The organism is Pseudoduganella sp. SL102, assembly GCF_027856995.1.
Taxonomy (GTDB): Bacteria; Pseudomonadota; Gammaproteobacteria; order Burkholderiales; family Burkholderiaceae_D; genus Rugamonas; species Rugamonas albidiflava.
In genome coordinates this window covers 1,631,413-1,657,722 of record NZ_CP115554.1, presented here as the reverse complement: position 1 = coordinate 1,657,722, position 26,310 = coordinate 1,631,413, and the positions used below count along the sequence as shown (strand labels likewise).

Below are 26,310 nucleotides of genomic sequence, written 5' to 3'. Positions count from 1 at the left end.
CGAACCGCGGCACTACAGTGCAGGCATCGATACCTGGAGGCTGCCAATGAAAACCATCAACAAGACTTGTACGGAAACCTTGCGCGAAGCGTATGACGCGACCGTGCGGATCGTGCGGCACGCGATGCGCCGCCTGGACCGCATGCCCTGGCCGAGCCTGCTGGCGGCGTGCGTGATGCTGGCGCTGCTGATCACCGTGCTGCCGCTGGCGCTGACCCTGTTCGTGCTGTTCCTGCTCGTCAAGCTGGTCGCGGGCGCACTGGGCGGCAAGCAGCACTACCGGCCGCGCCACCGCGACCCCGCCCACCAGAACGGCCGATGAGCGGACAACCAGGCAAGCGATGAAGACAGCGGCAAGCGGCGCCCGCGGCGCCATGGGATTCGTGCGCGAACTGGGCGAAACCGCCAGCTCGCTGTGGTGGCAATTCTTCGACTGGCTGGCCCAGGTGCCGATGCGCCAGCTCGTGGTGACCTGGGTGCTGGCGACGCTGCTGGCCTGCACGCCGGTGATCCACCCCGAGCAGGTGGTGGCATTCATCTTCATTTCGCTGGGCCTGAAGGTGCTGGCGGGCGGCAAGCGCAAGGCCGAGATCGAGGCGCGTCGCGCTTCCGAGCAGGCCGGCACCGAGGAACTGGAACGCCGGCTGGTGGAAGCGCGCATGGCCGCGCTGCAGGCCCAGGTGGAACCGCATTTCCTGTTCAACACGCTCGCCCTGATCGGCCAGCTGATCGAAACCGATCCGCCGCAGGCGGCGCGCATCCACCAGCACCTGATCGACTACCTGCGCTCGACCTTGCCCCAGATGCGCTCGCGCGGCAATGGCACGCTGGGCCGGCAGATCGCGCTGTCGCGCTCCTACCTGGCGATCATGCAGGCGCGCATGAAGGCGCGGCTGGCCGTGTCGATCGACGTGCCGCCCGAACTGGAGAGCGCCACGTTCCCGCCGATGATGCTGCAGATCCTCATCGAGAATGCCATCAAGCACGGGCTGGAGCCGAAGATCGAAGGCGGCCGGATCGATATCCGCGCCGCCGCCACCGGCACCATGCTGCAGGTGGACGTGCAGGATGACGGGGTGGGCTTTTCCTGCTTCGGCGGCGACGGCATCGGCCTGGCCAACGTGCGGGAGCGCCTGAAGCTGATGTACGGCACGCGCGCCGAACTGCAGATCGAAACCCCGCCCGAGGGCGGTTGCCGGGCCGCCATCCGGGTACCGTTCGCGCCGGACATCTTCGCGGAAAAATCCCCATGAGAAGGCTGCAATGAAGGCGCCCACCGCCCTGATCGCGGACGATGAAGAACCGATGCGCGACATGCTGCGCACCCGGCTGCGCGAATGCTGGCCGGAACTGGCCATCACGGCCGAGGCGGCCAATGGCGTGGAAGCGATCGCGCTGGCCGGGCAGCACCAGCCGGACGTGGTATTCCTCGACATCCGCATGCCCGGGCTGTCCGGCATCGAAGCGGCGCGCATGCTGTTCAACCGGTGCCACATCGTGTTCGTCACCGCCTACGACCAGTATGCGATCGAGGCGTTCGAACAGGGCGCGCTGGATTACCTGCTGAAGCCGGTGGGCGGCGAGCGGCTGAAGACCACGTGCGCGCGGCTGAAGGAACGCATCGGGCAGCGGCCGCACGATATCGCGGCGCAGTTGTCGCGGCTGCTCGACGGGCGCGGCGGCGGCGAGCCCGGCCGCGGCGGCAAGCGCGATTACCTGCACTGGATCCAGGCCCAGGTGGGCAGCAGCCTGCGCATGATCAGCACGCGCGAGATCCTGTTCTTCCAGGCCGATGAAAAGTACACCCGGGTGCAGACGGCGCAGGGCGAAGTCCTGATCCGCAAGACGCTGAAGGAACTGGCGGACGAGCTCGATCCGGATGAATTCTGGCGCATCCACCGCTCCACGCTGGTGCGCGTGGATGCGATCGCGGAAGTCACCCGCGACCTGCGCGGGCGGCAGATGGTCCGCGTGAAGAACTGCCCGGAACAGCTCGAAGTCAGTCGCGGCAACACCCATTTATTCCAGCAAATGTAGGCGGTCGTGCGGCGGCTCATGCGTCGCACGCGGGGGCCGCCGGTCGTACCTGACTTTGCTTGCCGTGCCTTGTGCGCTGGTCTATATTGGGGTTTCGCCAACCAGGAACCCGCAACAGAACAGGGAGAAGCGCAATGACGACGAACCGGGATACCACGATACCCAAGCACACGCGCGCCACCATCATGCCTTGCCTGCGTTACCGCGATGCCCCCGCCGCCATCGAATGGCTGTGCAGCACGCTGGGATTCGAAGCCACCCTCGTGGTGCGCAATGAAGACGGCACCGTTGCCCATGCCCAGCTTTCCTATGGCAACGGCATGATCATGCTGGGATCGGTATTCGATACCGACTATGGCCGCCTGCTGAAGCAGCCGTCGGAAACCGGCCGGTTCGTCACCCAGAGCGCCTACCTCACCGTCAACGATGCGGACCGGGTGCACGAGCGCGTGATGGATGCCGGCGGCGAAGTCGTGCTGCCGCTGCAGGACGAAGACTATGGCGGCCGCGGCTTTACCTGCCGCGACCCCGAAGGCCACGTATGGAGCATCGGCACCTACGATCCGTGGGCCGAGGCCGAACGGCCGCGCTGAACGCCGTCAGCGCAACGCGTCGACCAGTTCGCCATCCGCCACCTGTACCGGCTTGATCCCGATCAGGTCGCGGTACAGTGGCGGCAATTTGCCGCACAGTTCCTCGAGCGCCGCCGGCGGCATGCCCGGGCGCACGTACTGGAACTGCGTCGGGTTATCCGGCGGCAGCGCGCCTTCCATCGTCGAGCCGTAGGCCCCCAGTTCCATGAAGCTGAGCGCGCCGTCGTCCGGCCCCACGGCCAGCACGAAGGTGCCATCCTTCGGGTGGCCGAGATAGCGCCGCACTTCTTCCTGGCGCGCCGCATCGGCTCCCGCCATCAGCTTGTACCGCAACTGCGCATAGGCTCGCGTGCATTCCATGAACGCGGTGCGGATGCCGGATTGCGTGCGCCGCCCATGGCAGCACAGCAACAGGTTGCCGAACGCGTCCAGCAGCACCGCCGCATTGCCGCTGCCGCCCTGGGCCAGGTCGCGCTCCATCGCATGCCGCAGGTACGGGGCCAGGCCCGCATCCGGCCGGCGTGGCGTGGCGCGGTAGGTCAGCGCATCCGGGCAGGCGCGCTTCAGTGCGCGCACGATCGCGTGGTCGTCCGGCAGCGTGGCGGGATCGAGCAGGCCGGTGCGTGGCGGGTCGTTGTCGAACAGGTTCATCACCGCTTCCGTGGTCGCCTCGAACACCAGCGAGCACAGCGCCTGGGTGGGTTCGGCGATCGTCTTGCCGATGAAGAACGGCGGCGGCGCTGCGCCCGCCGCACCCCGCGCATAGGACGATGAACCCAGCACGGCCGGGTAGGCAAAGGTCTCGCGCGCCTGCGCACGGAGCGTTTCGGGCAGCGCGGTGAAGGTGCCGCCGCCATCGTGATTGATGCCGGCATTGGTGTCGTTGGCGGCAACCACCACCTTGAAACCCGCGGCCAGCAGCGCGCCCGCGCACATGCAGCACGGGTCGAGCGAGGTGACGACCGTGATCTCGTGCGGCGGCGGCAGCGCCCGGCCCCTGGCCTTCTCCGCGAAATACCAGTCGACCAGCTGGCGCTCGCCGTGCGCGGTCGGATCCCAGATCAGGCCATCGCGGATCACCTGGTTGTGGACGGCCTGCAGCACGTTGCCGAAGCCGTCGAGCATCACGCCGCCCACGCCGAACGTTCCCTGCGTTTTTGCCGCGATCGCCTCGAGCGAGGCAATGGTGACGGCTGCCTGGACGTCGATCGTCTTCTTCACGGGCTTACCGGCGCTTCAGGTCCCAGCTGCCGAATGCGTTCGGCAACTGTTCGGCGGCGGTGGTCTCCAGTACATCCCCTTTCAGGTTGGTCAGCACGACGGGCAGCCCGTTGCCGCCCAGTTCCAGGATCACCTGGCGGCAGGCACCGCAGGGGGCGATCGGGCCTTCGGTCTCGCCGACCACCACCAGCCTGTCGAAATCGCCCGGCTGGTAGCCGTGCGCGAGGGCGCTGAAGAACGCCGTGCGCTCGGCGCAGTTGCACAGGCCGTACGACGCGTTTTCCACGTTACAGCCATGGAACACCTTGCCGTCACGGGCCAGCAGCGCCGCCCCCACCTTGAAGTTGGAGTACGGCGTATACGCCTTCAACCGCGCCGCCTTGGCTTCCTCGATCAATTGTTCAGTGTTCATCAGCAAACTTTCCATCGCGTCGATCGTTGTAGAACAACCGATTGCAAAATCGGGGACAGTCCCCGGCGTTGTTTTACGACCGAATTGCAAAATCGGGGACTGTCCCCTGTTGTTTTTACGTTACGGGCGGATCGTGCGGTAGACGATCGGGTTGGCGGCGGGGGCCGTGTCGGCGATCGTGTAGGCGGCTTGCACGTCGGCGATGGCGCGCTGGGCGGCCGCTTCGGTGCGGGCGTGGACGTAGGCCAGCGGCTGGCCGGCTTCGATGCGCTGGCCCAGTTCGGCCAGTTCGGTCAGGCCGACGGCGAAGTCGATCGTGTCCTGCGGCCGGGTGCGGCCACCGCCCAGGGCGACGACTGCCAGGCCGATGGCGCGGCAGTTCGTGGCGGCGGCATAGCCCGATTGCAGCGCCGGGACCGGCACGATGATGGGCGCCTTGTCCAGGTACTTGTCCGGGTTTTGCATCAGGTCGGCCGGGCCGCCCAGCGCGGCGACCATGCGGGCGAAGCGGTCGGCGGCTTCGCCGGAGTCGAGCGATGCCTGCAGCTTCGCGCGCGCTTCGGTTTCATCGGCGGCCAGCTTGCCCAGCACGAGCATCTCGGCGCACAGCGCCAGCGTGACTTCGTGCAGGCGTGCCGGGCGCGATTTGCCGGTCAGGTAGTCGATCGCGCAGCGTACTTCGACGGCGTTGCCGGCGGCAGGCGCCAGCGATTCGTTCATGTCCGTGAGCAGTGCGGACGTCAGCGTGCCGGCGCCGTTGCCGACACTGACGATCGACTCGGCCAGCTCCACCGATTTCTCGTAGGTGGGCATGAACGCGCCGCTGCCGGCCTTCACGTCCATCGCCAGCACGTCCAGGCCGGCCGCCAGCTTCTTCGACAGGATCGAGCCGGTAATCATCGCCACCGATTCCACCGTGCCGGTCACGTCGCGGATGCCGTAGAAACGCTTGTCGGCCGGTGCCAGCGAAGCCGTCTGGCCGATGATGGCCACGCCGACTTCCTTCACGACCTTGCGGAACAGCGCATTGTCCGGCACCGTCGTGTAGCCGGGGATCGAGTCGAACTTGTCCAGCGTGCCGCCGGTGTGGCCCAGGCCGCGGCCCGAGATCATCGGCACGAAGCCGCCGCACGCCGCGATCATGGGGCCCAGCAGCAGCGACACCAGGTCGCCCACGCCGCCGGTCGAATGCTTGTCCATCACCGGGCCGGGCAGGTCCAGCGATTTCCATTCCAGCACATCGCCGGAATCGCGCATGGCCAGCGTGAAGGCCACGCGTTCGTCCATCGTCATGTCGTTGAAGTAGACCGCCATCGCCAGCGCGGCGATCTGGCCTTCGGTGGTTTCACCGGTGGTGATGCCCTTGACGAAGAAGTTGATCTCGTCGGCGGTGAGGGTGCCCTTGTCGCGCTTCTTGCGGATGATTTCCTGGGGGAGGTACATGGTGGTGTTCTTTCTTTGAAGTCTGCGTGTCGCAGGCTTTGCATACCCCAGAGGCAGAGGCCGGGGTCAGACCCGGCGGGTCTGACCCCAGATTCACGCCCTTGGGGTAAGCGTACGAATCTGGACGCTATCAGACCCCGTAAGGAATCCAGATATTTTTCACTTGGGTCACATGCTGCAGCACGGTCCTGCCGGCAGCCTGCTGCACGCTGAACCAGTCGCGCCCCTTGGCGCCGCCGGTCCAGGTGCGCTTCAGCGAGCCGGCCGACAGCCGCTCCACTTCGGCGCAGCCTTCGGCCGAACCGTCGTGGCGCCATACGGCATCGATATCGGCGTGCGTGGCCAGCGTGCGTGCCAGTTCATCGGCGCTGCCGGTGACGATGTTCACCACGCCGCCCGGCAGGTCCGAGGTATCGAACACCTGGTACAGGTCCGTGGCCGACAGCGGATGCGCCTCGGATGGCACGGCCACCACGCGGTTGCCCACGGCGATGGCGGGCGCCACCAGCGAGATGAAGCCCAGCAGCGGGTTCTCGTTCGGGCAGACGATGCCGATCACGCCGATCGCCTCGTTCAGCGCCACGGTGATGCCGTGCATCGGCGGCTGGTGCGCGGCGCCGTCGTACTTGTCGGCCCACGCAGCCCAGTAGAACAGGCGCTCGATCGATGCCTGCACTTCTTTTTCAGCCGAACCGGCACCACCTTGGGAGCCAGTCTGCGCGGCGATGCGGTCGGCGAATTCGCGGCCGCGGGCGGCCAGGTTCTCGGCGATGTAGTACAGCACCTGCGCGCGGTTGTGCGCGGTGGCCTTGGTCCAGCCGGCGGCCTTGTGCGCCGCCTCGACGGCATTGCGGATGTCCTTGCGGCTGCCTTCGCCGATCTCGCCGAGGAACGCACCGTCGGCGCCGTGGATCGCGCGGCTGTAGGCGCCGTCCGGGCGGGCCTGCTTGCCGCCGATGTACAGCTTGGCCGTGCGGTCGATGGCGAACGGATCGCTGGCCGGCGCGGCGGCCTTCGGCGATGCGTTCGACGATACCTTCGCGACCGGCGGCAAGGCCGGGCGCGCATCTTCACTCACCGGCACCAGGTATTCGTACAGGCCTTCGCGGCCCCCCTCGCGGCCATAGCCCGATTCCTTGTAGCCGCCGAAGCCGCACGCGGCGTCGAACTGGTTGGCGGTATTGATCCACACCACGCCAGCCTTGATCTGCGGTGCCACGTCCAGCGCCAGGCTGATGTTCTCGGACCACACGCACGCGGCCAGGCCGTACACGGTGTTGTTCGCCAGCTGCACGGCTTCGGCGGGGGTGCGGAAGCTCATCGCCACCAGCACCGGGCCGAAGATCTCGGCCTGCGCCACCGCGGCCGACGTCGATGCGCCGGTGATCAGCGTGGGCGGGAACCACGAGCCATCGGCCGGGATCTCGCAGGCGGACGGCTGGTAGATCTCGCAGCCTTCGGCACGCGCCGCTTCCACCAGGCCATGGATGCGCTGGCGCTGGATCGGATCGACCAGCGCGCCGATGTCCATCGACTTGTCCAGCGGCGAACCGAGGCGCAGGTTGTCCATGCGCGCCTTCAGTTTCTTCAGGAAACGCTCTTCCACCGACTCCTGCACCAGCAGGCGCGAACCGGCGCAGCAGACCTGCCCCTGGTTGAACCAGATCGAATCGACCAGGCCTTCCACGGCCGCGTCGATGTCGGCATCGTCGAACACGATGTACGGCGACTTGCCGCCCAGTTCCAGCGACAGTTTCTTGCCGGTGCCGGCGGTGGCCTCGCGGATCAGGCGCCCCACTTCGGTGGAGCCGGTGAAGGCCAGCTTGTCGATGCCTTCGTGCTTGACGATGGCTTCGCCGGTGCGGCCATCGCCCGTGACGATGTTGACGACACCGGCCGGCATGCCGGCCTGCACGCAGATCTCGGCGAACAGCAGCGCGGTCAGCGGCGTGAACTCGGCGGGCTTGAACACCACCGTGTTACCGGCCGCCAGCGCCGGCGCGATCTTCCACGCCAGCATCAGCAGCGGGAAGTTCCACGGCACGATCTGGCCCACCACGCCCACCGGGCGATGGTTCGGGAACTCTTCGTCGAGCAGTTGCGCCCAGCCGGCATGGTGGTAGAAGTGGCGCGCCACCAGCGGCAGGTCGGCATCGCGCGTTTCGCGGATGGTCTTGCCGTTATCCAGCGTTTCCAGCACGGCGAACAGGCGCGCATGCTTCTGCATCAGGCGCGCGATCGCGTACAGGATCTTCGCGCGGCCATGGCCGCCCAGCGCGGCCCATGCCGGCTGCGCGCGGCGCGCGGCGGACACGGCGCGATCGACGTCGTCGGCGCTGGCCTGCGTCAGCTCGGCCAGCGGCTTGCCGTCGGCGGGATTGGTGGAGGCGAACAGCTCGCCGCTGTCGGACCACTGGTTATCGATGAACAGCCCGAACTTGCGGCCATGCTGGTCCAGCCACGCTTGCGCTTCTTTCTGGCTCTCGGGGGCGGGGCCGTATTCCATGGTGTTGAGGATCTCGTTGATAGTTGGCATGGCGATTGTCTTAAAGCTCAAGGTTGCGCGTGGCGGTGGGCCGCGGAGTAGTGGCCGGTGACGTGGTGTTCCAGCTGCCGTTCGATGTCGGTCAGCAGGCTCGATGCGCCGATGCGGAACAGGTGCGGCTCGAGCCACTCGTTGCCCAGCTCTTCCTTCATCACCGTCATGTATTGCAGCGCGGCCTTGGCGGTCGACACGCCGCCCGCCGGCTTGTAGCCAATCTTGAAACCGGTGCGCTCGTAGTATTCGCGGATCGCCCGCACCATCACCAGCGAGACCGGAATCGTTGCGTTCACGCCTTCCTTGCCGGTGGATGTCTTGATGAAGTCCGCGCCGGCCATCATGCACACCCAGGACGCCTTCGCCACGTTTTCCAGCGTGACCAGGTCGCCGGTAGCCAGGATCGCCTTCACGTGCGCTTCGCCGCAGGCCTGGCGATAAGCCACCATCTCGTCGTACAGCGCCTGCCAGTTCCCGGTCAGCACATGCTGGCGGGTGATGACGATGTCGATTTCCTGCGCGCCGTCGGCCACCGACAGTTCGATCTCGCGCACCTTGGTTTCCATGCTCGTCAGGCCGGCCGGGAAGCCGGTGGACACGGCGGCGATCGGCAAGCGCCCCTGCAGCACCTTGTCCGCATGGCGGATCATTTCGTGGTACACGCAGACCGCGCCGGTCTTCAGGTTGCGCTCCTGCAGGCCCAATGCTTCGACCAGGTCGGTGCGCAGCGGGCGCAGCGCCTTCATGCACAGGCGCTCCACGCGGCCAGGCGTATCGTCGCCGGACAGGGTGGTCAGGTCGATCAGCTCGATCGCCTTGACCAGCCACGCGGCCTGGTATTCCTTCTTCACCGTGCGGCGGTTCGCCAGCGACGCGCCGCGGCGCTCGGCGGCCGCCTTGTTGACGTGGATGTGATTCAGCCAGCCCAGGTCGAGGCCGGTGGCCTCGTTGCGCTTGAAGTCATTGCTCGCGGTGTTACTCATAAGAGGTTGGTTCCGTTGGAAAGGGGTTTCACGCCGAGGTGGTGCGCGATGGTCTGGCCGATGTCGGAGAACGTTTCCGAGATGCCGAGCGCGCGGCCGGCCACGCCGGGGCCGAAGAAGATCATCGGGATATGCTCGCGCGTGTGGTCGGAACCCGGCGACGTGGGGTCGCAGCCATGGTCGGCGGTGATCACGACCAGGTCGCCTTCCTTCAGCTTGCCGATGAATTCGGGCAGGCGCGCATCCAGTTCGTGCAGCGCCTGCGAATAACCCTGCACGTCGCGGCGGTGGCCGAAATGCATGTCGAAGTCGACGAAGTTCACGAACGTCAGCGACTTGTCGCCGGCCTGCTCTTCCACTTCGAGCAGGCGGTCGAACAGGGCCATGTTGTCCGGCCCCTTCACCACCCGCGAGACGCCCTGCCCCGCGTAGATGTCGCTGATCTTGCCGAGCGCGATTACTTCGCCGCCGGCATCCTTCACGTGGTCCAGCAGGGTGGGTGCCGACGGCGGCACCGCATAGTCGTGGCGGTTGGCGGTGCGCTTGTAGCTGCCGGCGCTGCCCAGGAACGGGCGCGCGATCACGCGGCCGATGTTGTACGGCTTGACCAGCTCATAGGCCTTCTCGCACATGTCGTACAGGCGCTCCAGCCCGAAGTGTTCCTCGTGCGCGGCGATCTGCAGCACGGAGTCGGCGGAGGTGTACAGGATCGGCTTGCCGGTGGCCACGTGCTCGTCGCCCAGGTCGGTCAGGATCGTGGTGCCCGAGGCATGGCAGTTGCCGAGGAAGCCCGGCACGCCGGTCAGTTCCTGCAGCCGGTCCGTCAGCTCCTTGGGAAACGACGGCACAGTCTTCGGGAAGTAGCCCCAGTCGAACAGCACCGGCACGCCGGCGATTTCCCAGTGGCCGCTTTGCGTATCCTTGCCGGTCGATTGCTCGCGGGCGGCGCCGTAGGCGGCACTGAAGCCTTCGCGCTGGTTGAAGCCGGCAGCCCAGGTGCCGCAGGCGGCATGCGCGGCGGCGGCGAGGCCCAGCTGTTCCAGCGCCGGAAGGGACATCGGCTTGCCTTGTTCGGCTGCCCACTTGGCGATGTGGCCGAAGGTGTTGGTGGCGGCATCGCCGTACTTGTCGGCGTCCGGCGTGGCGCCGAGGCCGAAGGAATCGAGCAGGAGGATGAATGCGCGTGACATGGTTTATCCGGTCAAGAAAATTCAAGGGCGGCCGAAGCCGCCCTGCTTGTTGCTTTAAGCCTTTGCGAGGTTCGCAAAGAAGGCCTGGATCAGTTTCACCAGGCTTTCGGCGCCCACGGCCGCGTATTTCAGCGTCTGTTCATGGGACAGCGGGAACGGCGACAGGCCTTCGGCCAGGTTGGTGACGACGGACACGCCGATCACCTTCAGGCCGCAGTGACGGGCCGGCACCACTTCCGGCACGACCGACATGCCGACGACATCCGCGCCGAGGCGCGTGAAGGCGCGGATCTCGGCCGGCGTCTCGAAGCTCGGGCCCGAGTAGGCGATGTACACGCCTTCGTGCAGCGTGATGTTCTGCGCGGCGGCGGTATCCTGCAGCTGCTTGCGCAGGTCGGCGTCGTAGGCGTTGGCCATGCTGAAGAAGCGCGGGCCGAAGCGCTCGTCGTTCGGGCCGATCATCGGCGAACCGGGCAGGAAGTTGATGTGGTCGTTCAGCGCCACCAGCGAACCGGCATCGACCTCCGCGCGCAGCGAACCGGCGGCATTGGTGACGAACACGAATTCGCAGCCCAGCAGCTTCAGCGTGCGCACGGCACTCGTCATCACGCCCAGGCCATAGCCCTCGTAGAAATGGCCGCGCCCCTTCAGGCACACCACCGGCACGCCGGCCAGCTTGCCCAGCACCATCTGGCCCGCGTGGCCGTGCACGGTGCTGATCGGGAAGCCCGGCAGCTCGTCGAAGCCGATCGTGACGACATCCGTCATCTGGTCGGCCAGCACACCGAGGCCGGAACCGAGGATCAGCGCGGCGCGCGGGGCAAAGCCGGCCGGCACGCGGGAACGTACGATGGCCGCGGCCTGGAAGGGGGAATTGTTCGACATGGAGTTCTCGCTGTTGGTTCTCGCTGTTTTGCGGATGAAGAGGCTGGCTCGGCCACCGGGATGGCTCGTGGCGGTCCGGGGCAGCGACACTATGCATCACCAGCTATATGTATGACAAATACCTATTTTCTTTGCCATTTATATTCGCTGCATATAAATTACCCATTATTATAGCCATTTGACAGCGAACAAACAGTTGTTTACGATGACCGACAAATGTCTTGGTCCCGTATCGACCAGGTGAACGACAGTGCCTGCCAACGCGCCCCGCGCCATGAAATGAGCAAGAAAGAACAACTCTACGGCCTGATCCGTGCCAATCCGTTCATTTCCCAGCAGGAGATGGCCCAGGCCCTGGGCCTGTCGCGCTCCGCCGTGGCCGGGCACGTGGCAAGCCTGATCCGTGAGCGCCGCCTGGTGGGCCGTGCCTACGTGCTGCCGCGCGAAAGCTCGGTGCTGTGCGTGGGCGCGGCCAACCTCGATCGCAAGCTGCGCACCACCGAACCGCTGCGCATGGGGACCTCGAACCCGGCCACCGCCGCCGAGACCTTCGGCGGCGTGGCCCGCAATATCGCCGAGAACCTGGCCCGCCTGGGTACGCCCTGCGCGCTGCTGACGGCCCTGGGCGATGATAGCGCCGGCCAGGCCCTGCGGGCGCACGCCCGGGAGTGCGGCATCGACATGACCGGCACACCGGTGCTGCCGGGCGTGGCGACGGGCACCTATACCGCCGTGCTGGATGCCGGCGGCGAAATGGCCGTGGCGCTGGCCGACATGGGCCTGTATGAACAGCTGACGCCCGCCTTCCTCGCCAGCCGCCAGGCGCAGCGCAGCGCCGCTTCCTTCGTCATCGCGGACCTGAACCTGCCGCACGACACCGTCGCGCTGCTGCTCGACGAGGCACGCCGCGACGGCATCCCGCTGGCGATCGTGGCCGTGTCGCAGCCCAAGATGGCGCGGCTGCCGCGCGACCTGGCCGGCCTGCGCCTGCTGATCCTGAACCGCGGCGAACTGGAAGCGCGCGCTGGCCGCCCGCTGCCCACCGAGGCCGCGGTGCGCGATGCATGCCGCGCGGTACGGGCCGAGGGCGCGCAAGATGTCATCGTCACCTGCGGAGCGGCCGGCGTGTACTACACGGCCGCGCACATGGCGGCAGGCGATACCGCGGACAACACAGCCGTCACAAAAACGGCCGCCAAGGCGATGGACGACCTCCACTGGCTGCCGGCCCACGACGTGGACGTGGTCGACGTGACCGGCGCGGGCGACGCCTTTTCCGCGGCGGTGTGCTGGACGCTGGCCCAGGGCGGCACGGACCTGGCCGAAGCGTGTGCCCGCGGCTTGCGCGCCGCCGCGCTGACCGTGCAGAGCCCCCATACCGTCTCCCCCGCGCTGACAGCTGAACTGTTCAGCGCGCCCCTACTGAACGACAAAGACTGAACGGAACAGCAATGACCATGCACCAATACCTCTCCTTCTCGCCCGAAGTGGCCAACGCACGGGCCAGCGGCGTGCCGGTCGTGGCGCTCGAATCGACCATCATCTCGCATGGCATGCCATATCCGCAGAACGTGCAGACGGCCCGCGAAGTGGAACAGATCATCCGCGACGGCGGCGCCGTGCCGGCCACCATCGCCATCATCGGCGGCAAGATCTGCATCGGCCTGACGCCCGAACAGCTGGAATTGCTGGGCAACTCGCCGGAAGCGCTGAAGGTCAGCCGCCGCGACCTGGCCTATGTGCTGTCGCAGAACAAGCTGGGCGCCACCACGGTGGCTGCGACGATGATCTGCGCGCAGCTGGCCGGCATTTCCGTATTCGTCACCGGCGGCATCGGCGGCGTGCACCGCGGCGCCGAAACCAGCTTCGACATCTCGGCCGACCTGCAGGAACTGGCGCAGACCAACGTGGCCGTGGTGTGCGCCGGCGTGAAGTCGATCCTCGATATCGGCCTCACGCTGGAATACCTGGAAACGCAGGGCGTGCCGGTGGTGAGCGTGGGCCAGGAAGGGTTCCCGGCATTCTTCACGCGCGAAAGCGGCTACCACGCCGACTTCCGCCTCGACACGCCGGCCGAACAGGCCTCGTTCATCCGCACCAAGTGGGCGCTGGGCCTGAACGGCGGCGTGGTGGTGGCCGCCCCGGTGCCGGAAAGCGCCGCGATGCCGAAGGAGGAAATCGACGGCATCACCCTGCAGGCCCTGCAGGAAGCGGAAGAAAACGGCGTAACCGGCAAGAAGGTCACGCCCTTCCTGCTGGCGCGCATCAAGACGCTGACCTCGGGCCGCAGCCTGGCCACCAATATCGCGCTGGTGAAGAACAATGCCCGCGTGGGCGCGGCACTGGCGCGCGCCCTGCTCGAGCACCCGGTCACCTGACCGCCCGGACGGCCGCCATGTCGATCGACCTGAAGCAACTGAAGTACTTCCTGGCCGTGGCCGAGGAAAAGAGCTTTTCCCGTGCGGCCGAGCGGCTGCACATCTCGCAGCCGCCGCTGTCGCAGCAGATCATGAAGCTGGAAGCGGAGCTGGGGGTGAAGCTGTTTGCCCGCACCACCCGCAGCTTCGAGCTGACGGTGGCCGGCCGCGCGCTGATGAACGAGGCGGTCGAATTGCTGGCGAAGATGCGGATGACGATCGACACCGTGCGCCAGATCGACCGCGGCGAAGTGGGCCGGCTGCGCGTGGGCATCGTCGGCTCGGCGATGTGGGGCCCGATCCCCAGCCTGCTGGAGGAATTCCAGGGCAAGTACCCGCGCGTGACGTGGACCATCCACGAGCTGGGCCCCACCGTGCAGTACGAGGCGCTGCGCGCCAAGCAGATCGACGTGGGCTTCTGGCGCGAGCCGAAGCTCGACGAAAGCGACCTGCGCAACGACAGCCTGCGCCAGGAACTGTGCTTTCGCGAGAACGTGTGCGTGGCCGTCAACGAACACCATCCGCTGGCGAAAAGGGATGCCATCGAACTGGTCGACATCGCCGACGAGCCGATGCTGACCCTGGCGCTGGATAAATCCGCGTTTCCGCGCTACCTGATCCAGTGCTGCGTGGATGCCGGCTTCGAACCGGCCATCTTCCAGGAAGCCAACGAGCCGCAAACCCTGCTGGCCATGGTCGGCGCCGGGCTCGGCGTCACGCTGATGCCGGAGACCACCAGCCGGATCGGCTGGCCCGGCGTGGTGTTCCTGCCGATCCGCACCAACCCGCCGTCGGCCAACCTGTACATCACATACACCACCACCGACGATGCGCCGGTGGTCAGGGCGTTCCTGAATATCCTGCGGCCGGCGGAGCGGTAGGAGCACCCTAGCGATGTGAGGTTGCGAAGAACGCTGGCGTCTCACGGGGTCTGTCCCCGCCAGTCGGTCGTGCCAAACCCGGTTGCCGGCAATGACCGAGGGGACTGACCCCGGTTTTTGCCGACGTTGCTGATACGCTGGCAAAACCGGGGTCAGTCCCCTAACGGAGCAAATGGCAAGCACTACTGCTTACACTTACCGGGGACAGACCCCTGCTGCTCAACCGCTAATCGCTAGATCGAGCGCGCAAGGCGGCTACCTCAGAAATTCACCTTGAACTGCACGCCATACGTGCGCGGTTCGTTCAGGATGCCGGTCAAGTTGTTGAAGTCGATCGCGCCGACCGACTGCACTTCGTCGGTGATGTTGCGGCCGTACAGCGCCAGGTCGTACTTGCCGTCGCCCCACTTGTAGCCGACGCGCAGGCCGCCTTCCAGCAGGTCCTTGGCCTTGTACTCGACGGCTTCGTACAGGAAGAAGTTATACGACGAGCGGTACGACCAGTCGGTGAAGGCATACACTTCGCCGTTCGCCACCGGGGCGGCGTACTTCAGCGTGAAGTTGTGCTGCCACTTCGGCGCGCGCGGCAGCGGGTTGCCGTCGATGAGCGCGACGCGGGTGCCGCCCACGAACGAGACCGGGTTCGTCACCGTGCAGCCGCTGCCGCATGGCAGCACGAACAGGCTGCTGTCCTTGATCTCGGTATCGTTGTAGCTGGTGCCGAACGTGGCGGAGAAGTTCTGCGACAGGTTGGCCTGCAGGTCCAGTTCCACACCCTGCCCGGTCGCCTTGTCGGCGTTCAGCAGCTGGTTCATGTTGACCGAACCACTGCCGGCGGTCAGCTGCTTGTCCTTCACGCGGTAATGGAACACGGTGGCCGACATGCGCGCGCGGCGGTCGAACAGGTCCTGCTTCACCCCCGCCTCGACCGACAGCACCTTCTCGGCGCCGGCCATCGATGGCTTGCTGCCCAGGTCGAACAGGCGGCCCTGCATCGACGGCGCCCGGTAGCCCGTCGCCACGCGGGCGAACACGTTGGTATCCCGGTTCAGCACATAGGTGCCGGAGGCATCCCAGCTGACATTGCTGGAATCGTCGGACAGCGGCAGGTACGAGCGGCCGGTGGTTTCGATGCGCTGCGCCACGAAGTCCTTCTTGTCGCTCGTGTAGCGCAGCCCGCCGCGCAGTTTCAGCCGCTCGCTCACCGCGTAGTTGACGGAGCCGAACACCGCCCACGACTTGGCGTTCTGCGTCTGCGTCGCGTAGTTCGGCACCTGCGGGTTGCCCGGCGAGAGCGTATCGAACGCGACACTGTCGATCGTGATGTCTTCCTTGAAGTAGAACAGTCCGGCGATCCACTGCAGCGGGCCGCTGCCGGTCGATTCGGCGCGGAACTCCTGCGAAATCTGCTTGTGGTCGGGGATCAGGTCCGCCGTTTCAACGATGAACGGGATGAAGCCGGGGCCGTACGGCGGCGCGTACACCGCGCCATAGCCGCCGTCGACGTCGGCGCGGCTGTAGAACTCCAGCTTTTCATAGCCGGTGATCGAATGCAGCGTCACGCCCGGCAGATCCCAGCGCAGCCTGACATTGCCGCCCTTGTTCTTCAGGTGCTGTTCGTTGATGCCATCGGTCGGATAGCGGTCGTAGTCGAAGCCGTCGACCAGTTCATTGGTGCCCGCCTTCAGGATGTTGGCGCGGAACAGCGTGGCGGTGCCGTCCATGTCGCGGCCGTGCACATTGAACAGGGCCGAGAAGTTCGCCGACGGCTTGACCAGTACCTGCAGCCGCGCCGCGTTGTCCTTGTAGCCCTCGAAGTCGCGCGTGCCGGTGGCCCGCTCGTTGTGCACGCGGTCGCCGCGGTGCTGCGACGAGCCGGCGAAGCGGATCGCCACCGTGTCGCTGACGGGGAGGTTGTAGGCGCCATCCACATTGCGCACGCGGTCCTTGCCGAAGCCGGCGGCCAGGTAGCCTTCCTGCTTGAACACGGGCTTGGCCGAATCGAACTTGATCACGCCGGCCGGGGAATTACGGCCGAACAGCGTGCCCTGCGGACCGCGCAGCACTTCCACCTGGTCCACGTCGAACACGGGGAAGCCTTTCAGCATCGGGTTTTCCTGCACGATGTCGTCCATCACCAGGCCCACCGGCTGCGACGCGTTCAGGTCGAAGTCGGTATTGCCCAGGCCGCGGATGTAGAAGCGCGGGAAGGTGCGGCCATAGTCGGATTCGATGCTGACCGACGGCGAGCGGCCGGACAGGAAGCGGATATCCTGGCCGCCGGAGGTGAGCACGTCGAGCTTCTCACCCTTCACGGTGGCGATCGACATCGGCACGTCCTTGATGTTCTCGGCGCGGCGCTGGGCCGTCACGATCACGGTTTCCAGCTGGCCCGGCTGGGTGGTTTCGGCGCTTGCGCCCGTTGCCTGGGTGTCCTGGGCGGAGGCGAAGGGGAAGGCGGCGGCGATCGCCAGCGCCATCAGGGTCCGATGGGTGAGTTTCATGGGGAGCCAATTCCTTTTTGTAGAGTTTTAGACCATGGCGGATAACCAATGTTTGCCGATCCTACACGATCGAAACTGGCGGTCACAACAAGCTTATTGAGATGTTTTCAATATAAATCTTGTAGAAAAAAGGTATTTGTCATACATATGATCGACATGCAATAGTGTGCGGTCAGCCCGGCTCCGGCCGCTTGGCGGCCCCAGAGGAAGCGATCATTTCGGGGCACTTTCGCGACGCCAGAAGTGGAGCGAAAACAACGGCGGCGGGGCTTGTCGGGCTGCAGAGGGGATTGCCACCAGCAGCCCCAGGATGTTGTTGGATTCCAACAGGGGATAAAAACCGTGGAAGAAAATGCAAGGAATGGAAAATGTGGCGGTTTCGCAATTGCCGAGCAAAACCTCTAAACATGCGGCTTTCACCTGTCCCTGCCTCAGCGGGATACGTGTTTTGCTCACAAAAACTATACAATAGCGGACTTCCAGGAGCATTTTCATGAAAATCAAACAACTTTCCATGATGATCGCCGCAGTTGCGGTTTCGGCGAGCGCATTTGCTGCCAACCCAAAACTGGGCGTCGTCTATGACGCGGGCGGCAAGTTCGACAAGTCGTTCAATCAATCCGCTTTCGAAGGTGCTTCGCGCTTCAAGAAAGAAACCGGTATCAATTTCATCGAAGTGCAGGCGTCTTCCGATACCCAGGCCGAACAGGTGCTGCGTGGCCTGGCGCGCAAGAAACTCGACATGATCGCGTCGATCGGCTTCGCCCAGACGCAGGCCGTGCAGAAAGTGGCCAAGGAATTCCCCAACGTGCGTTTCGTGCTGATCGATGGCGTGGCACAGGGCAATAACGTGAATTCGATCACGTTCAAGGAAGAAGAAGGTTCCTACCTGGTCGGCGTGGCCGCGGCCATGGCGTCGAAGTCGAAGAAGCTGGGCTTCATCGGCGGCATCGACATCCCGCTGATCCGCACCTTTGCCTGCGGCTACGCGCAAGGCGCGAAATCCGTCGACAAGAAATCCGAAGTCGTGCAGAACATGGTCGGCACCACCGCCGCCGCCTGGAACGATCCTGCCAAGGGTGGCGAACTGGCCCGCTCGCAGTTCGAACGCGGCGTGGACGTGGTGTTCGCCGTGGCCGGCGGTTCCGGCATGGGCACGCTGCAGATGGCCAAGGAAAAAGGCAAGCTGGCGATCGGCGTCGACTCGAACCAGAACCACCTGTATCCGGGCACGATGCTGACCTCGATGGTCAAGCGCGTGGACAATGCCGTGTACGACAGCTTCATGCAGATGAAGAACGGCACCTGGAAGGCGGGCGTCACCGCCAAGGGCATCAAGGAAGGCGGCGTGGACTGGGCACTCGATGCCAACAACCGCAAGCTGGTCACGCCGGAGATCGAGAAGCGCGTGCTGGGTGTTCGCAAGGACATCATCGACGGCAAGACCAAGGTCATCGACATCCGCTCGGGCGCTGCCTGCCCGGCCTGATACGCCAGCACCACAGAAAACAGACATGCGAAAACGCGCCGCCGGGGTCTCCCCGCGGCGCGTTTTTCAGTAAAACACGACCTGAAAACTCCTATGCAGCCAGCTGTTGAATTCCGCGGCATCTCCAAGCATTTCGGCGCCGTGAAGGCGAACACGGATGTGAGCTTCGCGATCGCCAAGGGTGCCATCCATGGCCTGGTGGGCGAGAACGGCGCCGGCAAGTCCACGCTGATGAGCATCCTGTACGGCTATTACCATGCCGACGGCGGCACCATCCTGCTCGATGGCCGGGAATGCCAGATCCGCTCCAGCCAGGAAGCGATCCGCCTCGGCATCGGCATGGTGCACCAGCACTTCATGCTGGTCGATAACATGACCGTGCTCGATAACGTCATGCTGGGCACCGAAGGCGGCTTCCGCCTCGCCTCCCACCGCGCCGAGGCCGAGAAGAAACTGCGCGAGATCTGTGCGCGCTACCGGCTCGATGTCGACCCGCTGGCGACGATCCACGACCTGTCCGTGGGCGCCCAGCAGCGCGTGGAAATCCTCAAGCAGATCTACCGCAGCGCCAACATCCTGATCCTGGACGAGCCGACCGCCGTGCTGACCGCGCAGGAAACCGAGTCGCTGTTCGAGATCCTCAGGCTGTTCAAGGAACAGGGCAAGACGATCATCCTGATCACCCACAAGCTCCAGGAAATCATGGATATCACGGATACCGTGACCGTGATGCGCGCCGGGCGCGTGGTGGGTGCGGTGCAGACCGCCGGGACGTCGAAGGAAGCGCTGGCCAACATGATGGTCGGCCGGCCGATCGAGAACAACCTGCCGCGCGCGCCGTACAAGCCTGGCGCGCCGGTACTGGAAGTGAAGGGCCTGCAGCTGAAGGACAGCGCCGGCGTCTCGCTGCTGGAGGAAATCAATTTCACGCTGCGTGCCGGCGAGATCGTCGCGATCGCCGGCGTGTCCGGCAATGGCCAGAGCGAGCTGATGGAAATCCTGTCCGGCATGCGGCTGCCCACCGGCGGCCAGGCCGACTTCGAGGGCAAGCCCCTGCCGTACAAGCGCCACGATGCCGACGGCCTGCCGCGCAAGTTCCGCGACCTGGGCATCGCCCACGTGCCGGAAGACCGCCTGCGCGATGGCGTGGTGAAGAATTTCAGCGTGATGCACAACACCTTCTTCGGCTACCAGGACCACATCAAGGGCCGCTGGGGGCTGTTCGACTTCAAGCACATCGCCGAGCGCTGCGCCGGGCTGCTGAAGGAGTTCGACGTGCGTCCGCCCAACCCGGACCTGCGCATCGGTTTATTGAGCGGCGGGAATCAGCAAAAGGTCGTCATCGCCCGCGAAGTGCTGGCGAAACCGAAGCTGATGCTGGTGGGCCAGCCCACCCGCGGCGTGGATATCGGCACCATCGAGGCGATCCATACGCAGCTGCTGGCGCTGCGCGATGCCGGCGTGGCGATCCTGCTGGTCTCCGTGGAGCTGGAAGAAGTACGCGCGCTGGCCGACCGCATCCTCGTGATGTGCGGCGGCCGCATCACCGGCGAAATGCCGGTCAACGAATTCGATACCACCCGCATCGGCCTGCTGATGGGGGGGATGCACAAGTCATGAACAACGATCTGCCACGCTGGGCAACCGGCATCGTCCTGCCCCTCCTGAACCTGCTGTCCGCGCTGCTCGTCACCGCGCTGGTGATCCACCTGCTCGGCGAGGACCCCGTCGAATCGATGCAGATCCTGATCAACAGCGCCGTCGTCAATCCGGAAGGCCTGGCGTACACGCTGTTCTATGCGTCGACCTTCGTGTTCACCGGCCTGGCGGTGTCGGTGGCGATGCAGGCGGGCCTGTTCAATATCGGCGCCGAGGGCCAGATGTACCTGGGCGGCCTGGGCCTGACCATCGCCATGCTGGCCTTCGACGCCAGCCTGCCCTGGTTCCTGCTGATCCCAGCTGGCATGGTGGGCGCCGCGCTGTTCGGCGCGCTGTGGGCCTTCATTCCCGGCTACCTGCAGGCGAAACGGGGCAGCCACGTGGTGGTCACCACGATCATGTTCAACTTCATCGCCGCGTCGCTGATGAACTTCGTGATCGTCAAGTACCTGATCCCGCCGGGCGAGCAGAACACGGCCAGCCGCGTGTTCGCCCCAGGCGCCGAGCTGCCGCGCCTGTCGGACTGGCTGCCGGTGCTGGGCGATACGCCGCTGAACATCAGCTTCTTCCTGGCCCTCGTCGCGCTGGCCGTGTACGGCGTGATGGTGTCGCGCTCGTCGTGGGGCTACAAGCTGCGCGCCACGGGCCTGAACCAGCACGCCGCGCACTACGCCGGCGTGAAGATCTCGGCGATGATCATCGCGACCATGCTGATCTCGGGCGCGCTGGCCGGCCTGGGCGCCGTCAACTCGATCATGGGTTCCACCCACTACCTGTCGCTGAACTTCGTCGGCGGCGCGGGCTTCATCGGCATCGCCATCGCGCTGATGGGCCGCCAGCACCCGGTGGGCATCTTCCTGTCGGCCGTGCTGTTCGGCGCCCTCACGCAGGGCGGCTTCGACCTCTCGCTGGAAAAACCGAACATCCCGCCGGAGATGGTGATCCTGATCCAGGGCCTGATCATCCTGTTCTGCGGTGCGATGGAATACCTGTACGCCCCCGCGCTGATGAAACTGATCAAAGGGAAACAAGCATGAGCTTTGAAGATCTCCACCTGGGCAGCATCGTCGTGTCCACCGTGCGCAATGCGCCGGTGCTGATATTCGCGGCGATGGCCGGCCTGTTCGCCGAACGCTCCGGCGTCGTCGACATCGGACTCGAAGGCAAGATCCTCGCGTCGGCATTCGTGTCCGCCGCGGTGGCCTTCGCCACGCAGAATCCGTGGTACGGCATCCTGGCCGGCATGGGCGTTTCCGTCGCGGTGGCGCTGCTGCAAGGCTGCATCGCCATCACGCAGAAGGGCAACCAGCTGGTGGCCGGCATCGCCATCAACATCACGATGAGCGGCCTGACGTTCGTGGTGGCGCAATACTTCTTCCAGCAGGGCGGCCGCACGCCGGACCTGGGCGAGGCGCGCCTGTCGGAGATCGTGCTGCCGGGCAGCGCCGCCGTGGCGGACGTTCCCGTGCTGGGCTGGATCTGGACGCAGCTGCTGGGCGGCCACACGGCGCTCGTCTACCTGGCGTTCGCGCTGGTGCCGCTGGTGCACTGGGTGCTGTACCACACGCGCTTCGGCCTGCGCCTGCGCGCCTGCGGCGAGAATCCGCACGCCGCCGACGCGGCCGGTGTTTCCGTCGAACGCACCCGCTACGCGGCGATGCTGATCGCCGGCATCCTGTGCTCGTTCTCCGGCGCCTACCTGGCGATCGTGCAGAGCGGCTTCTTCCTGCGCGACATGTCGGCCGGCGCCGGCTACCTGGCGCTGACCGCCATGGTGTTCGGCAACTGGCGGCCGTTCTACACCTTCCTCGGCTGCCTGATGTTCGGCTTCTTCGGCGCCGTGCAGATCCAGCTCGAAGGCGTCGACCTGCCGGTCGTGGGCCGCATCCCGGGCGCGCTGATCCAGATGGTGCCGTATGTCGTCACCGTGATCGTGCTGGCCGGGCTGATGGCCAAGTCGGTGGCACCGAAGGCCATTGGCGTGCCGTTCGTGAAGTCGCGGTAGGCCCTGCCTGCTCCCCCCGAAAGCCTGCGCACCCCGCAGGCTTTTTTTTTCCCGCACTGTTGTAAAAACCCGGGGGACTGTCCCCTCCAGGGGGACTGTCCCTGTGTTGGCGAAACAACAGTCAGCGAGCCCGGAACAAGTTCAGCGCGGCGTGCTGGAGCAGCATGATGGTCTTACCGTCTTCGATGCGGCCGTCGGCGATCATGGCGAGGGCGGCGTCGATGTCCAGTTCCAGCACTTCGATGTCCTCCCCTTCGTCTGCCACGCCGCCGCCACTGTCGGCGCGATGGGTGGCGTCGTACTCGGCGACGAAGAAATGCAGCCGCTCGGTAACGGAGCCGGGGCTCATGAAGGCGTCGAACACGCGCTGCACATGCTCGACGTGGAAGCCGGTTTCCTCGGCCACTTCGGCGCGGATGCGTTCCTCGGGTGACGCCGCGTCGAGCAGGCCGGCGGGGGCTTCGATCAGGTAGCCGTCGTGGCTGCCGCCATAGCCATAGGCGGGAAAGCGGAATTGCCGCACCAGCACCACCGTGCGGCGCGCCAGGTTGTACAGCAGGATCACGGCGCCATGGCCGCGGTCGTAGGTTTCGCGCGACATGGTCTGCCAGCTGCCGTCGCGCCGGCGGTAATCGAACGTGGTTTTCTTCAGCAGGTACCAGTCGTTGGCCAGGGTCCGGACTTCGCGGATACGTACGTGCATGATCGCTCCATTGGTAACAGGTCTTTTTTAGGCTATCATGCGATCTCGTGCAATTTCAAGGAAAATCGTGCAATGCTGACCCGCCAGCGCAAGGAGCTGCTGCTGCGCCTCCTGAAGGAAGAAGGACAAATCGTCGCCAAGACCCTGAGCGAATCGCTGGGGCTGTCGGAAGACACGATCCGCCGCGACCTGCGCGAGCTGGCCAAGGAAGGCCTGCTGCAGCGCGTGCACGGCGGCGCCCTGCCCGCGTCGCCCGCCCAGGGCAATTTCGCGGTGCGCGAGAAGCTGTCGACGGATGCCAAGCCGGCCATCGCCCGCGCGGCCGCGGCGATGATCGCGCCGGGCCAGGTCGTGTTCATCGATGGCGGCACGACCGCCGTGCAGCTGGCGCGCGCCCTGCCCCGCGACCTGCGCGCGACGGTGATCACGCACAGCCCGTCGGTGGCGGTGGAACTGGTCGGGCACGAGTACATCGACGTGATCATCATCGGCGGGCGCCTGTTCAAGCACTCGATCGTGGCGATGGGCGCCGCCGCGGTGGAAGCTGTCAGCCAGTTCCGCGCCGACCTGTTCTTCATGGGCGTGTGCAGCCTGGACCCGCAGGCCGGCATCACGACGGGGGATTTCGACGAGGCGGCGATGAAGCGCGCACTGTCGGCGCATGCGCAGCGCACGGTGGTGATGGCATCGCCGGAGAAGCTGGGGACCGCGGCGCCGTTCCAGATCGCGCCGCTGGCGACCGTGGATCACATCGTCGTCAACCGCGGGGTGGACGACGCGCTGCTGGCGCCGTATCGGGAGATGGGGATCGAGGTGACGCTGGCGTGAAACGAGAACCGGGGACAGGCTCCGATTGTTTTGAAAACCGGGGACAGGCTCCGATTGTTTTGAAACCTTCCCGGCGCTCAAGGAAAATTTCAAATTAATCGGAGCCTGTCACCGTTTTTGGTAATCGGAGCCTGTCACCGTTTTTTAATCGGAGCCTGTCACCATTTTTCGGGCGAGAACCGGTGTCGCACACTTTCACCGGAAAAAATGTCCGGCACCTGCGGAGCCAGCGCCGGCGACTATGCCTCCGGCCAGATTTCCTTCAGCAGCGCGGCCAGGTTGTAGCCGCCCTTGATCAGCTGCTGGCGCGCCAGCGCGGAGGATGGCACCGGATAGTCGTCCGGCACGTTCAAGGCCCACACCTGGTAGCTGGTGCCGCTGCTTTTCGAGGTTTGCGTGGTGGCGGCGCCCAGCGTGACATCCATGTGCGCCAGCTTGGAGACGGCCAGCGAATCGTTGGCCCACTGGTAGGGCCAGGTGGCTGCGTCGCCGCTGTTGACGGGCACCGCCGGCTTCCGGTCGATGGCGTACTGCGCGAACTGTTCCGGCGTGCGCGTGCTGGAGCGGCGGAATGCGTAATCGACCACGGTGGTGTCCCAGTACGAGTGGAACGGCTTGGTCTTCGCCGCGCTGGCGCCGGACTTCGCCGGAGCGCCGGGCGGAATGTGCTTGTTGCCGATCGACGCGATGAACGCATCGTCCAGCAGCAGGTTGTTGCCGCCGCGCGAATCGAAGATGTTCAGTTCGTCGATCTCGGCATGCGTCTTCGGCACCACGAAGCGGCCATCCTTGCTGACGAAGGCGGCGCCCACGTGCAGCGGCTGGTGGATGTCGCCGGCCAGGTGGGCTACGATCAGCAGCGCCTGGCGCGGGGTGAACTTGTGCGGGTTGGTCGCCGGCGTGTCCTTGCCCTGCAGGACCAGGATCGCCGACTTCAGCGTGTGCACGATATCGTCGTCGAACGTGCCGGGCGCATGGTCGTGGTAGGCGCCCAGCTGGAACGGCACGTCCGTGTAGTGGTACTCGGAGTGCTTTGGATTGGCGGCCACGTAGGCCTGCATCTCCGGCGTCTGCGGGCCGCACCAGGTGCCCTTCACGCAATCGGCCCAGACGGCGATCGATTCCAGCGTTTCGCCCGGCAGCAGCAGCGCGGCGATGCGCTGTTCGGCGACGCTGCCCTTGAGCAGCTTGGCGGCGATGGCGCCCACCGCGCGGTGGCCATCGTTACCCCATGCCAGGGCGCTCGACGGCGCGGTGGTGGCGAAGACGCCGGCCAGCGCCAGCATGCATGCGAGTCGTTTCATTGTTCGGAAGCTTTCTGTGGTTTCGGGTAGTTCTTGTTGATGTCGAGCGGTTCGGCGTACGGCGAGCTCCACACCTGTTCCTGCAGCGCCGCCAGCCGCCGCGCCATCTGCTCGTTGCGCATCACGATTTCCAGGTTGCGCGACAGGTCGAAATAGCCGCCGGCCCAGTTGCTGGTGCCGACCCATGCCAGCTTGCCGTCGATGACCATCGTCTTCGAGTGGATCACGCGGGCAAACGGGATGAAGCCGGTGGACGCCTTGGGCAAGGTGACGACGCGGATTTCCACGTTCGGCAGCACGGCCAGGCTTTTCAGGTACGGCAGGGTGACGTGCTCCAGGTTCCAGTTCGACACCATCAGCTTCACCTTCACGCCGCGGTTGGCGGCCGCGCGCACGGCGTTGTCCACCACCGCGTAGTATGGGCGGGTGCCGTTCGGGCCATACGACAGCGGCGCATAGTCGAGCAGCTGCACGCGCACTTCTTCCTTGGCGCCGGCCAGCAGCGCCGGCAGGCCGGTCTCGGAATCGGCCACACCGGGCGGGTTGTAGGCGGCCGGGCTGGCCAGCAGGTAGGATGGCCGGTCCGGCACGGTGGCCGTCGCCGACTTCTGCTGCAGCGGCGCCACCGCGCGGCCTTGCGCCAACTGGGCCTGCGCGTTCCAGTCTTGCTCGAAGATCGCGCCGACCTGCGCGACGATCGCGGCATCGTCGACCAGCAGCCCGGTCTCGTGGATGTGCGTGAACGCGCGCCAGTCGAAGTTCTGGCTGCCGACGAAAGCCCGCTTGCCGTCCGCGATCACGTACTTGGCGTGGATGATGCCGTTGCCGGTGAGACGGCTGAAATCGAGGACGCGCATTTCCAGGTTCGGGATCGCGCGCAGCCGCTCCAGCGTGGCGGCATCGGACAGGCCGATGCCCTTCTTGTCGAGCAGGAAGCGGATCTTCACGCCGCGCTTGCCGGCCGCGGCCAGCCGGTCGATCACCTTGTCGAACGGCGCTCCCGGCTTGCCGGCGGCGTAGAACTGGCCGATCGCGATGTCGCTCCTGGCATTGTCGAACAGCTCGCACCAGACGGTAACCGGATCGCGCAGGTCGGCGTTCGCCAACGTGGTTTCCACCGGCGCGGTCTGCACCAGTTCGAAGCCGGGAATGCGGAAGTCGGCGTGGGCGCCGCAGAACGGCAGCAACAGCAAACCGGATAAGATCAGTCGTTTCAT

General features: G+C 65.7%; 24 protein-coding genes. 12 read left to right on the top strand and 12 right to left on the bottom strand.

The genetic code is table 11. From position 1 onward, the window contains the following. The first annotated feature begins 46 nt into the window (after positions 1-46). From OU994_RS07105 to OU994_RS07090, 4 genes are all read left to right on the top strand, one after another. Positions 47-322, top strand: a complete 276-nt coding sequence (locus tag OU994_RS07105) for a hypothetical protein (RefSeq protein ID WP_281610177.1) — start codon at positions 47-49, stop codon at positions 320-322. A gap of 19 nt (positions 323-341) precedes the next feature. Then, positions 342-1,253: a sensor histidine kinase gene (locus OU994_RS07100; protein WP_131147535.1), complete on the top strand. Its 912-nt coding sequence runs from the start codon at positions 342-344 to the stop codon at positions 1,251-1,253. Positions 1,254-1,263: 10 nt separating this feature from the next. Beyond that, on the top strand, positions 1,264-2,037 hold the full coding sequence (locus tag OU994_RS07095) for a LytTR family DNA-binding domain-containing protein (protein WP_281610176.1): 774 nt from the start codon (positions 1,264-1,266) through the stop codon (positions 2,035-2,037). Between the two features lie 134 nt (positions 2,038-2,171). Next, complete coding sequence (locus tag OU994_RS07090) at positions 2,172-2,630, top strand: VOC family protein (RefSeq protein WP_131147537.1); 459 nt, start codon at positions 2,172-2,174, stop codon at positions 2,628-2,630. Positions 2,631-2,636: 6 nt separating this feature from the next. Here OU994_RS07090 and OU994_RS07085 read toward each other — a convergent pair whose 3' ends face one another. The 7 genes from OU994_RS07085 to xapA form a co-directional block, all read right to left on the bottom strand. Then, on the bottom strand, positions 2,637-3,851 hold the full coding sequence (locus OU994_RS07085) for a nucleoside deaminase (RefSeq protein WP_281610175.1): 1,215 nt from the start codon (positions 3,849-3,851) through the stop codon (positions 2,637-2,639). Between the two features lie 4 nt (positions 3,852-3,855). After that, positions 3,856-4,263, bottom strand: a complete 408-nt coding sequence (locus OU994_RS07080) for a cytidine deaminase (RefSeq protein ID WP_281610174.1) — start codon at positions 4,261-4,263, stop codon at positions 3,856-3,858. A 120-nt stretch (positions 4,264-4,383) separates the two neighbouring features. Then, on the bottom strand, positions 4,384-5,706 hold the full coding sequence (deoA, locus tag OU994_RS07075; protein ID WP_281610173.1) for a thymidine phosphorylase: 1,323 nt from the start codon (positions 5,704-5,706) through the stop codon (positions 4,384-4,386). A 130-nt stretch (positions 5,707-5,836) separates the two neighbouring features. After that, a complete protein-coding gene (locus OU994_RS07070; protein WP_373922561.1) occupies positions 5,837-8,242 on the bottom strand; it encodes an aldehyde dehydrogenase family protein in 2,406 nt (801 codons plus the stop codon). Positions 8,243-8,259: 17 nt separating this feature from the next. Beyond that, complete coding sequence (gene deoC, locus OU994_RS07065; RefSeq protein WP_281610172.1) at positions 8,260-9,228, bottom strand: deoxyribose-phosphate aldolase; 969 nt, start codon at positions 9,226-9,228, stop codon at positions 8,260-8,262. Then, on the bottom strand, positions 9,225-10,418 hold the full coding sequence (locus tag OU994_RS07060) for a phosphopentomutase (protein WP_281610171.1): 1,194 nt from the start codon (positions 10,416-10,418) through the stop codon (positions 9,225-9,227). Before OU994_RS07060 ends, deoC begins: the two co-directional genes overlap by 4 nt. Before the next feature lie 54 nt (positions 10,419-10,472). Beyond that, entirely contained in the window at positions 10,473-11,303 is an 831-nt protein-coding gene (xapA, locus tag OU994_RS07055; protein ID WP_131147543.1) for a xanthosine phosphorylase, read from the bottom strand. A 216-nt stretch (positions 11,304-11,519) separates the two neighbouring features. On the opposite strand from xapA, the gene OU994_RS07050 reads away from it, so the two are divergent. From OU994_RS07050 to OU994_RS07040, 3 genes are read left to right on the top strand one after another with little or no spacing between them, the layout of a single operon-like run. Next, on the top strand, positions 11,520-12,743 hold the full coding sequence (locus tag OU994_RS07050; RefSeq protein ID WP_373922560.1) for a carbohydrate kinase: 1,224 nt from the start codon (positions 11,520-11,522) through the stop codon (positions 12,741-12,743). A gap of 17 nt (positions 12,744-12,760) precedes the next feature. Next, positions 12,761-13,681 carry a pseudouridine-5'-phosphate glycosidase gene (locus tag OU994_RS07045; protein ID WP_131149304.1) on the top strand — a complete coding sequence of 307 codons (921 nt, stop codon included), beginning with the start codon at positions 12,761-12,763 and terminating at the stop codon, positions 13,679-13,681. Positions 13,682-13,698: 17 nt separating this feature from the next. Further along, positions 13,699-14,601 (top strand): LysR family transcriptional regulator, encoded by a 903-nt coding sequence (locus OU994_RS07040; RefSeq protein WP_281610170.1) that lies wholly within the window; start codon positions 13,699-13,701, stop codon positions 14,599-14,601. Positions 14,602-14,861: 260 nt separating this feature from the next. On the opposite strand, the gene OU994_RS07035 is transcribed toward OU994_RS07040, so the two are convergent. Further along, positions 14,862-17,105, bottom strand: coding sequence for a TonB-dependent receptor (locus tag OU994_RS07035; protein WP_281610169.1), 2,244 nt, complete (start codon positions 17,103-17,105; stop codon positions 14,862-14,864). A gap of 213 nt (positions 17,106-17,318) precedes the next feature. Continuing rightward, positions 17,319-17,600, bottom strand: coding sequence for a hypothetical protein (locus OU994_RS07030; RefSeq protein WP_281610168.1), 282 nt, complete (start codon positions 17,598-17,600; stop codon positions 17,319-17,321). On the opposite strand from OU994_RS07030, the gene OU994_RS07025 reads away from it, so the two are divergent. From OU994_RS07025 to OU994_RS07010, 4 genes are all read left to right on the top strand, one after another. Next, complete coding sequence (locus OU994_RS07025; RefSeq protein ID WP_131147548.1) at positions 17,599-18,594, top strand: BMP family protein; 996 nt, start codon at positions 17,599-17,601, stop codon at positions 18,592-18,594. The two genes, OU994_RS07030 and OU994_RS07025, sit on opposite strands and share 2 nt — an antisense overlap. A 93-nt stretch (positions 18,595-18,687) precedes the next feature. Next, positions 18,688-20,214, top strand: coding sequence for an ABC transporter ATP-binding protein (locus tag OU994_RS07020; RefSeq protein WP_281610167.1), 1,527 nt, complete (start codon positions 18,688-18,690; stop codon positions 20,212-20,214). Further along, entirely contained in the window at positions 20,211-21,290 is a 1,080-nt protein-coding gene (locus OU994_RS07015; RefSeq protein WP_281610166.1) for an ABC transporter permease, read from the top strand. Before OU994_RS07020 ends, OU994_RS07015 begins: the two co-directional genes overlap by 4 nt. Continuing rightward, positions 21,287-22,258, top strand: coding sequence for an ABC transporter permease (locus OU994_RS07010; protein ID WP_131147551.1), 972 nt, complete (start codon positions 21,287-21,289; stop codon positions 22,256-22,258). Before OU994_RS07015 ends, OU994_RS07010 begins: the two co-directional genes overlap by 4 nt. 121 nt (positions 22,259-22,379) lie before the next feature. Here OU994_RS07010 and OU994_RS07005 read toward each other — a convergent pair whose 3' ends face one another. Then, on the bottom strand, positions 22,380-22,961 hold the full coding sequence (locus tag OU994_RS07005) for an NUDIX domain-containing protein (RefSeq protein WP_281610165.1): 582 nt from the start codon (positions 22,959-22,961) through the stop codon (positions 22,380-22,382). Positions 22,962-23,033: 72 nt separating this feature from the next. Between OU994_RS07005 and OU994_RS07000 the strand changes: the two genes are divergently transcribed. Next, positions 23,034-23,789 (top strand): DeoR/GlpR family DNA-binding transcription regulator, encoded by a 756-nt coding sequence (locus OU994_RS07000; RefSeq protein ID WP_281610164.1) that lies wholly within the window; start codon positions 23,034-23,036, stop codon positions 23,787-23,789. Positions 23,790-24,028: 239 nt separating this feature from the next. On the opposite strand, the gene OU994_RS06995 is transcribed toward OU994_RS07000, so the two are convergent. Next, positions 24,029-25,093 (bottom strand): S1/P1 nuclease, encoded by a 1,065-nt coding sequence (locus OU994_RS06995; RefSeq protein ID WP_281610163.1) that lies wholly within the window; start codon positions 25,091-25,093, stop codon positions 24,029-24,031. Further along, positions 25,090-26,310: a phospholipase D-like domain-containing protein gene (locus OU994_RS06990; RefSeq protein WP_281611593.1), complete on the bottom strand. Its 1,221-nt coding sequence runs from the start codon at positions 26,308-26,310 to the stop codon at positions 25,090-25,092. Before OU994_RS06990 ends, OU994_RS06995 begins: the two co-directional genes overlap by 4 nt.

Coding starts and splice junctions, on each gene's coding strand:
- OU994_RS07015 (WP_281610166.1), top strand. CDS start 20,211: ATGAACAACGATCTGCCACGCTGGGCAACCGGCATCGTCCTGCCCCTC.
- OU994_RS07060 (WP_281610171.1), bottom strand. CDS start 10,418: ATGTCACGCGCATTCATCCTCCTGCTCGATTCCTTCGGCCTCGGCGCC.
- OU994_RS07090 (WP_131147537.1), top strand. CDS start 2,172: ATGACGACGAACCGGGATACCACGATACCCAAGCACACGCGCGCCACC.
- deoA (WP_281610173.1), bottom strand. CDS start 5,706: ATGTACCTCCCCCAGGAAATCATCCGCAAGAAGCGCGACAAGGGCACC.
- xapA (WP_131147543.1), bottom strand. CDS start 11,303: ATGTCGAACAATTCCCCCTTCCAGGCCGCGGCCATCGTACGTTCCCGC.
- OU994_RS07050 (WP_373922560.1), top strand. CDS start 11,520: ATGTCTTGGTCCCGTATCGACCAGGTGAACGACAGTGCCTGCCAACGC.
- OU994_RS07010 (WP_131147551.1), top strand. CDS start 21,287: ATGAGCTTTGAAGATCTCCACCTGGGCAGCATCGTCGTGTCCACCGTG.
- OU994_RS07030 (WP_281610168.1), bottom strand. CDS start 17,600: ATGAAAATGCTCCTGGAAGTCCGCTATTGTATAGTTTTTGTGAGCAAA.
- OU994_RS07080 (WP_281610174.1), bottom strand. CDS start 4,263: ATGAACACTGAACAATTGATCGAGGAAGCCAAGGCGGCGCGGTTGAAG.
- OU994_RS07005 (WP_281610165.1), bottom strand. CDS start 22,961: ATGCACGTACGTATCCGCGAAGTCCGGACCCTGGCCAACGACTGGTAC.
- OU994_RS07100 (WP_131147535.1), top strand. CDS start 342: ATGAAGACAGCGGCAAGCGGCGCCCGCGGCGCCATGGGATTCGTGCGC.
- OU994_RS07020 (WP_281610167.1), top strand. CDS start 18,688: ATGCAGCCAGCTGTTGAATTCCGCGGCATCTCCAAGCATTTCGGCGCC.
- OU994_RS06995 (WP_281610163.1), bottom strand. CDS start 25,093: ATGAAACGACTCGCATGCATGCTGGCGCTGGCCGGCGTCTTCGCCACC.
- OU994_RS07000 (WP_281610164.1), top strand. CDS start 23,034: ATGCTGACCCGCCAGCGCAAGGAGCTGCTGCTGCGCCTCCTGAAGGAA.
- OU994_RS06990 (WP_281611593.1), bottom strand. CDS start 26,310: ATGAAACGACTGATCTTATCCGGTTTGCTGTTGCTGCCGTTCTGCGGC.
- OU994_RS07070 (WP_373922561.1), bottom strand. CDS start 8,242: ATGCCAACTATCAACGAGATCCTCAACACCATGGAATACGGCCCCGCC.
- deoC (WP_281610172.1), bottom strand. CDS start 9,228: ATGAGTAACACCGCGAGCAATGACTTCAAGCGCAACGAGGCCACCGGC.
- OU994_RS07105 (WP_281610177.1), top strand. CDS start 47: ATGAAAACCATCAACAAGACTTGTACGGAAACCTTGCGCGAAGCGTAT.
- OU994_RS07035 (WP_281610169.1), bottom strand. CDS start 17,105: ATGAAACTCACCCATCGGACCCTGATGGCGCTGGCGATCGCCGCCGCC.
- OU994_RS07025 (WP_131147548.1), top strand. CDS start 17,599: ATGAAAATCAAACAACTTTCCATGATGATCGCCGCAGTTGCGGTTTCG.
- OU994_RS07045 (WP_131149304.1), top strand. CDS start 12,761: ATGCACCAATACCTCTCCTTCTCGCCCGAAGTGGCCAACGCACGGGCC.
- OU994_RS07040 (WP_281610170.1), top strand. CDS start 13,699: ATGTCGATCGACCTGAAGCAACTGAAGTACTTCCTGGCCGTGGCCGAG.
- OU994_RS07095 (WP_281610176.1), top strand. CDS start 1,264: ATGAAGGCGCCCACCGCCCTGATCGCGGACGATGAAGAACCGATGCGC.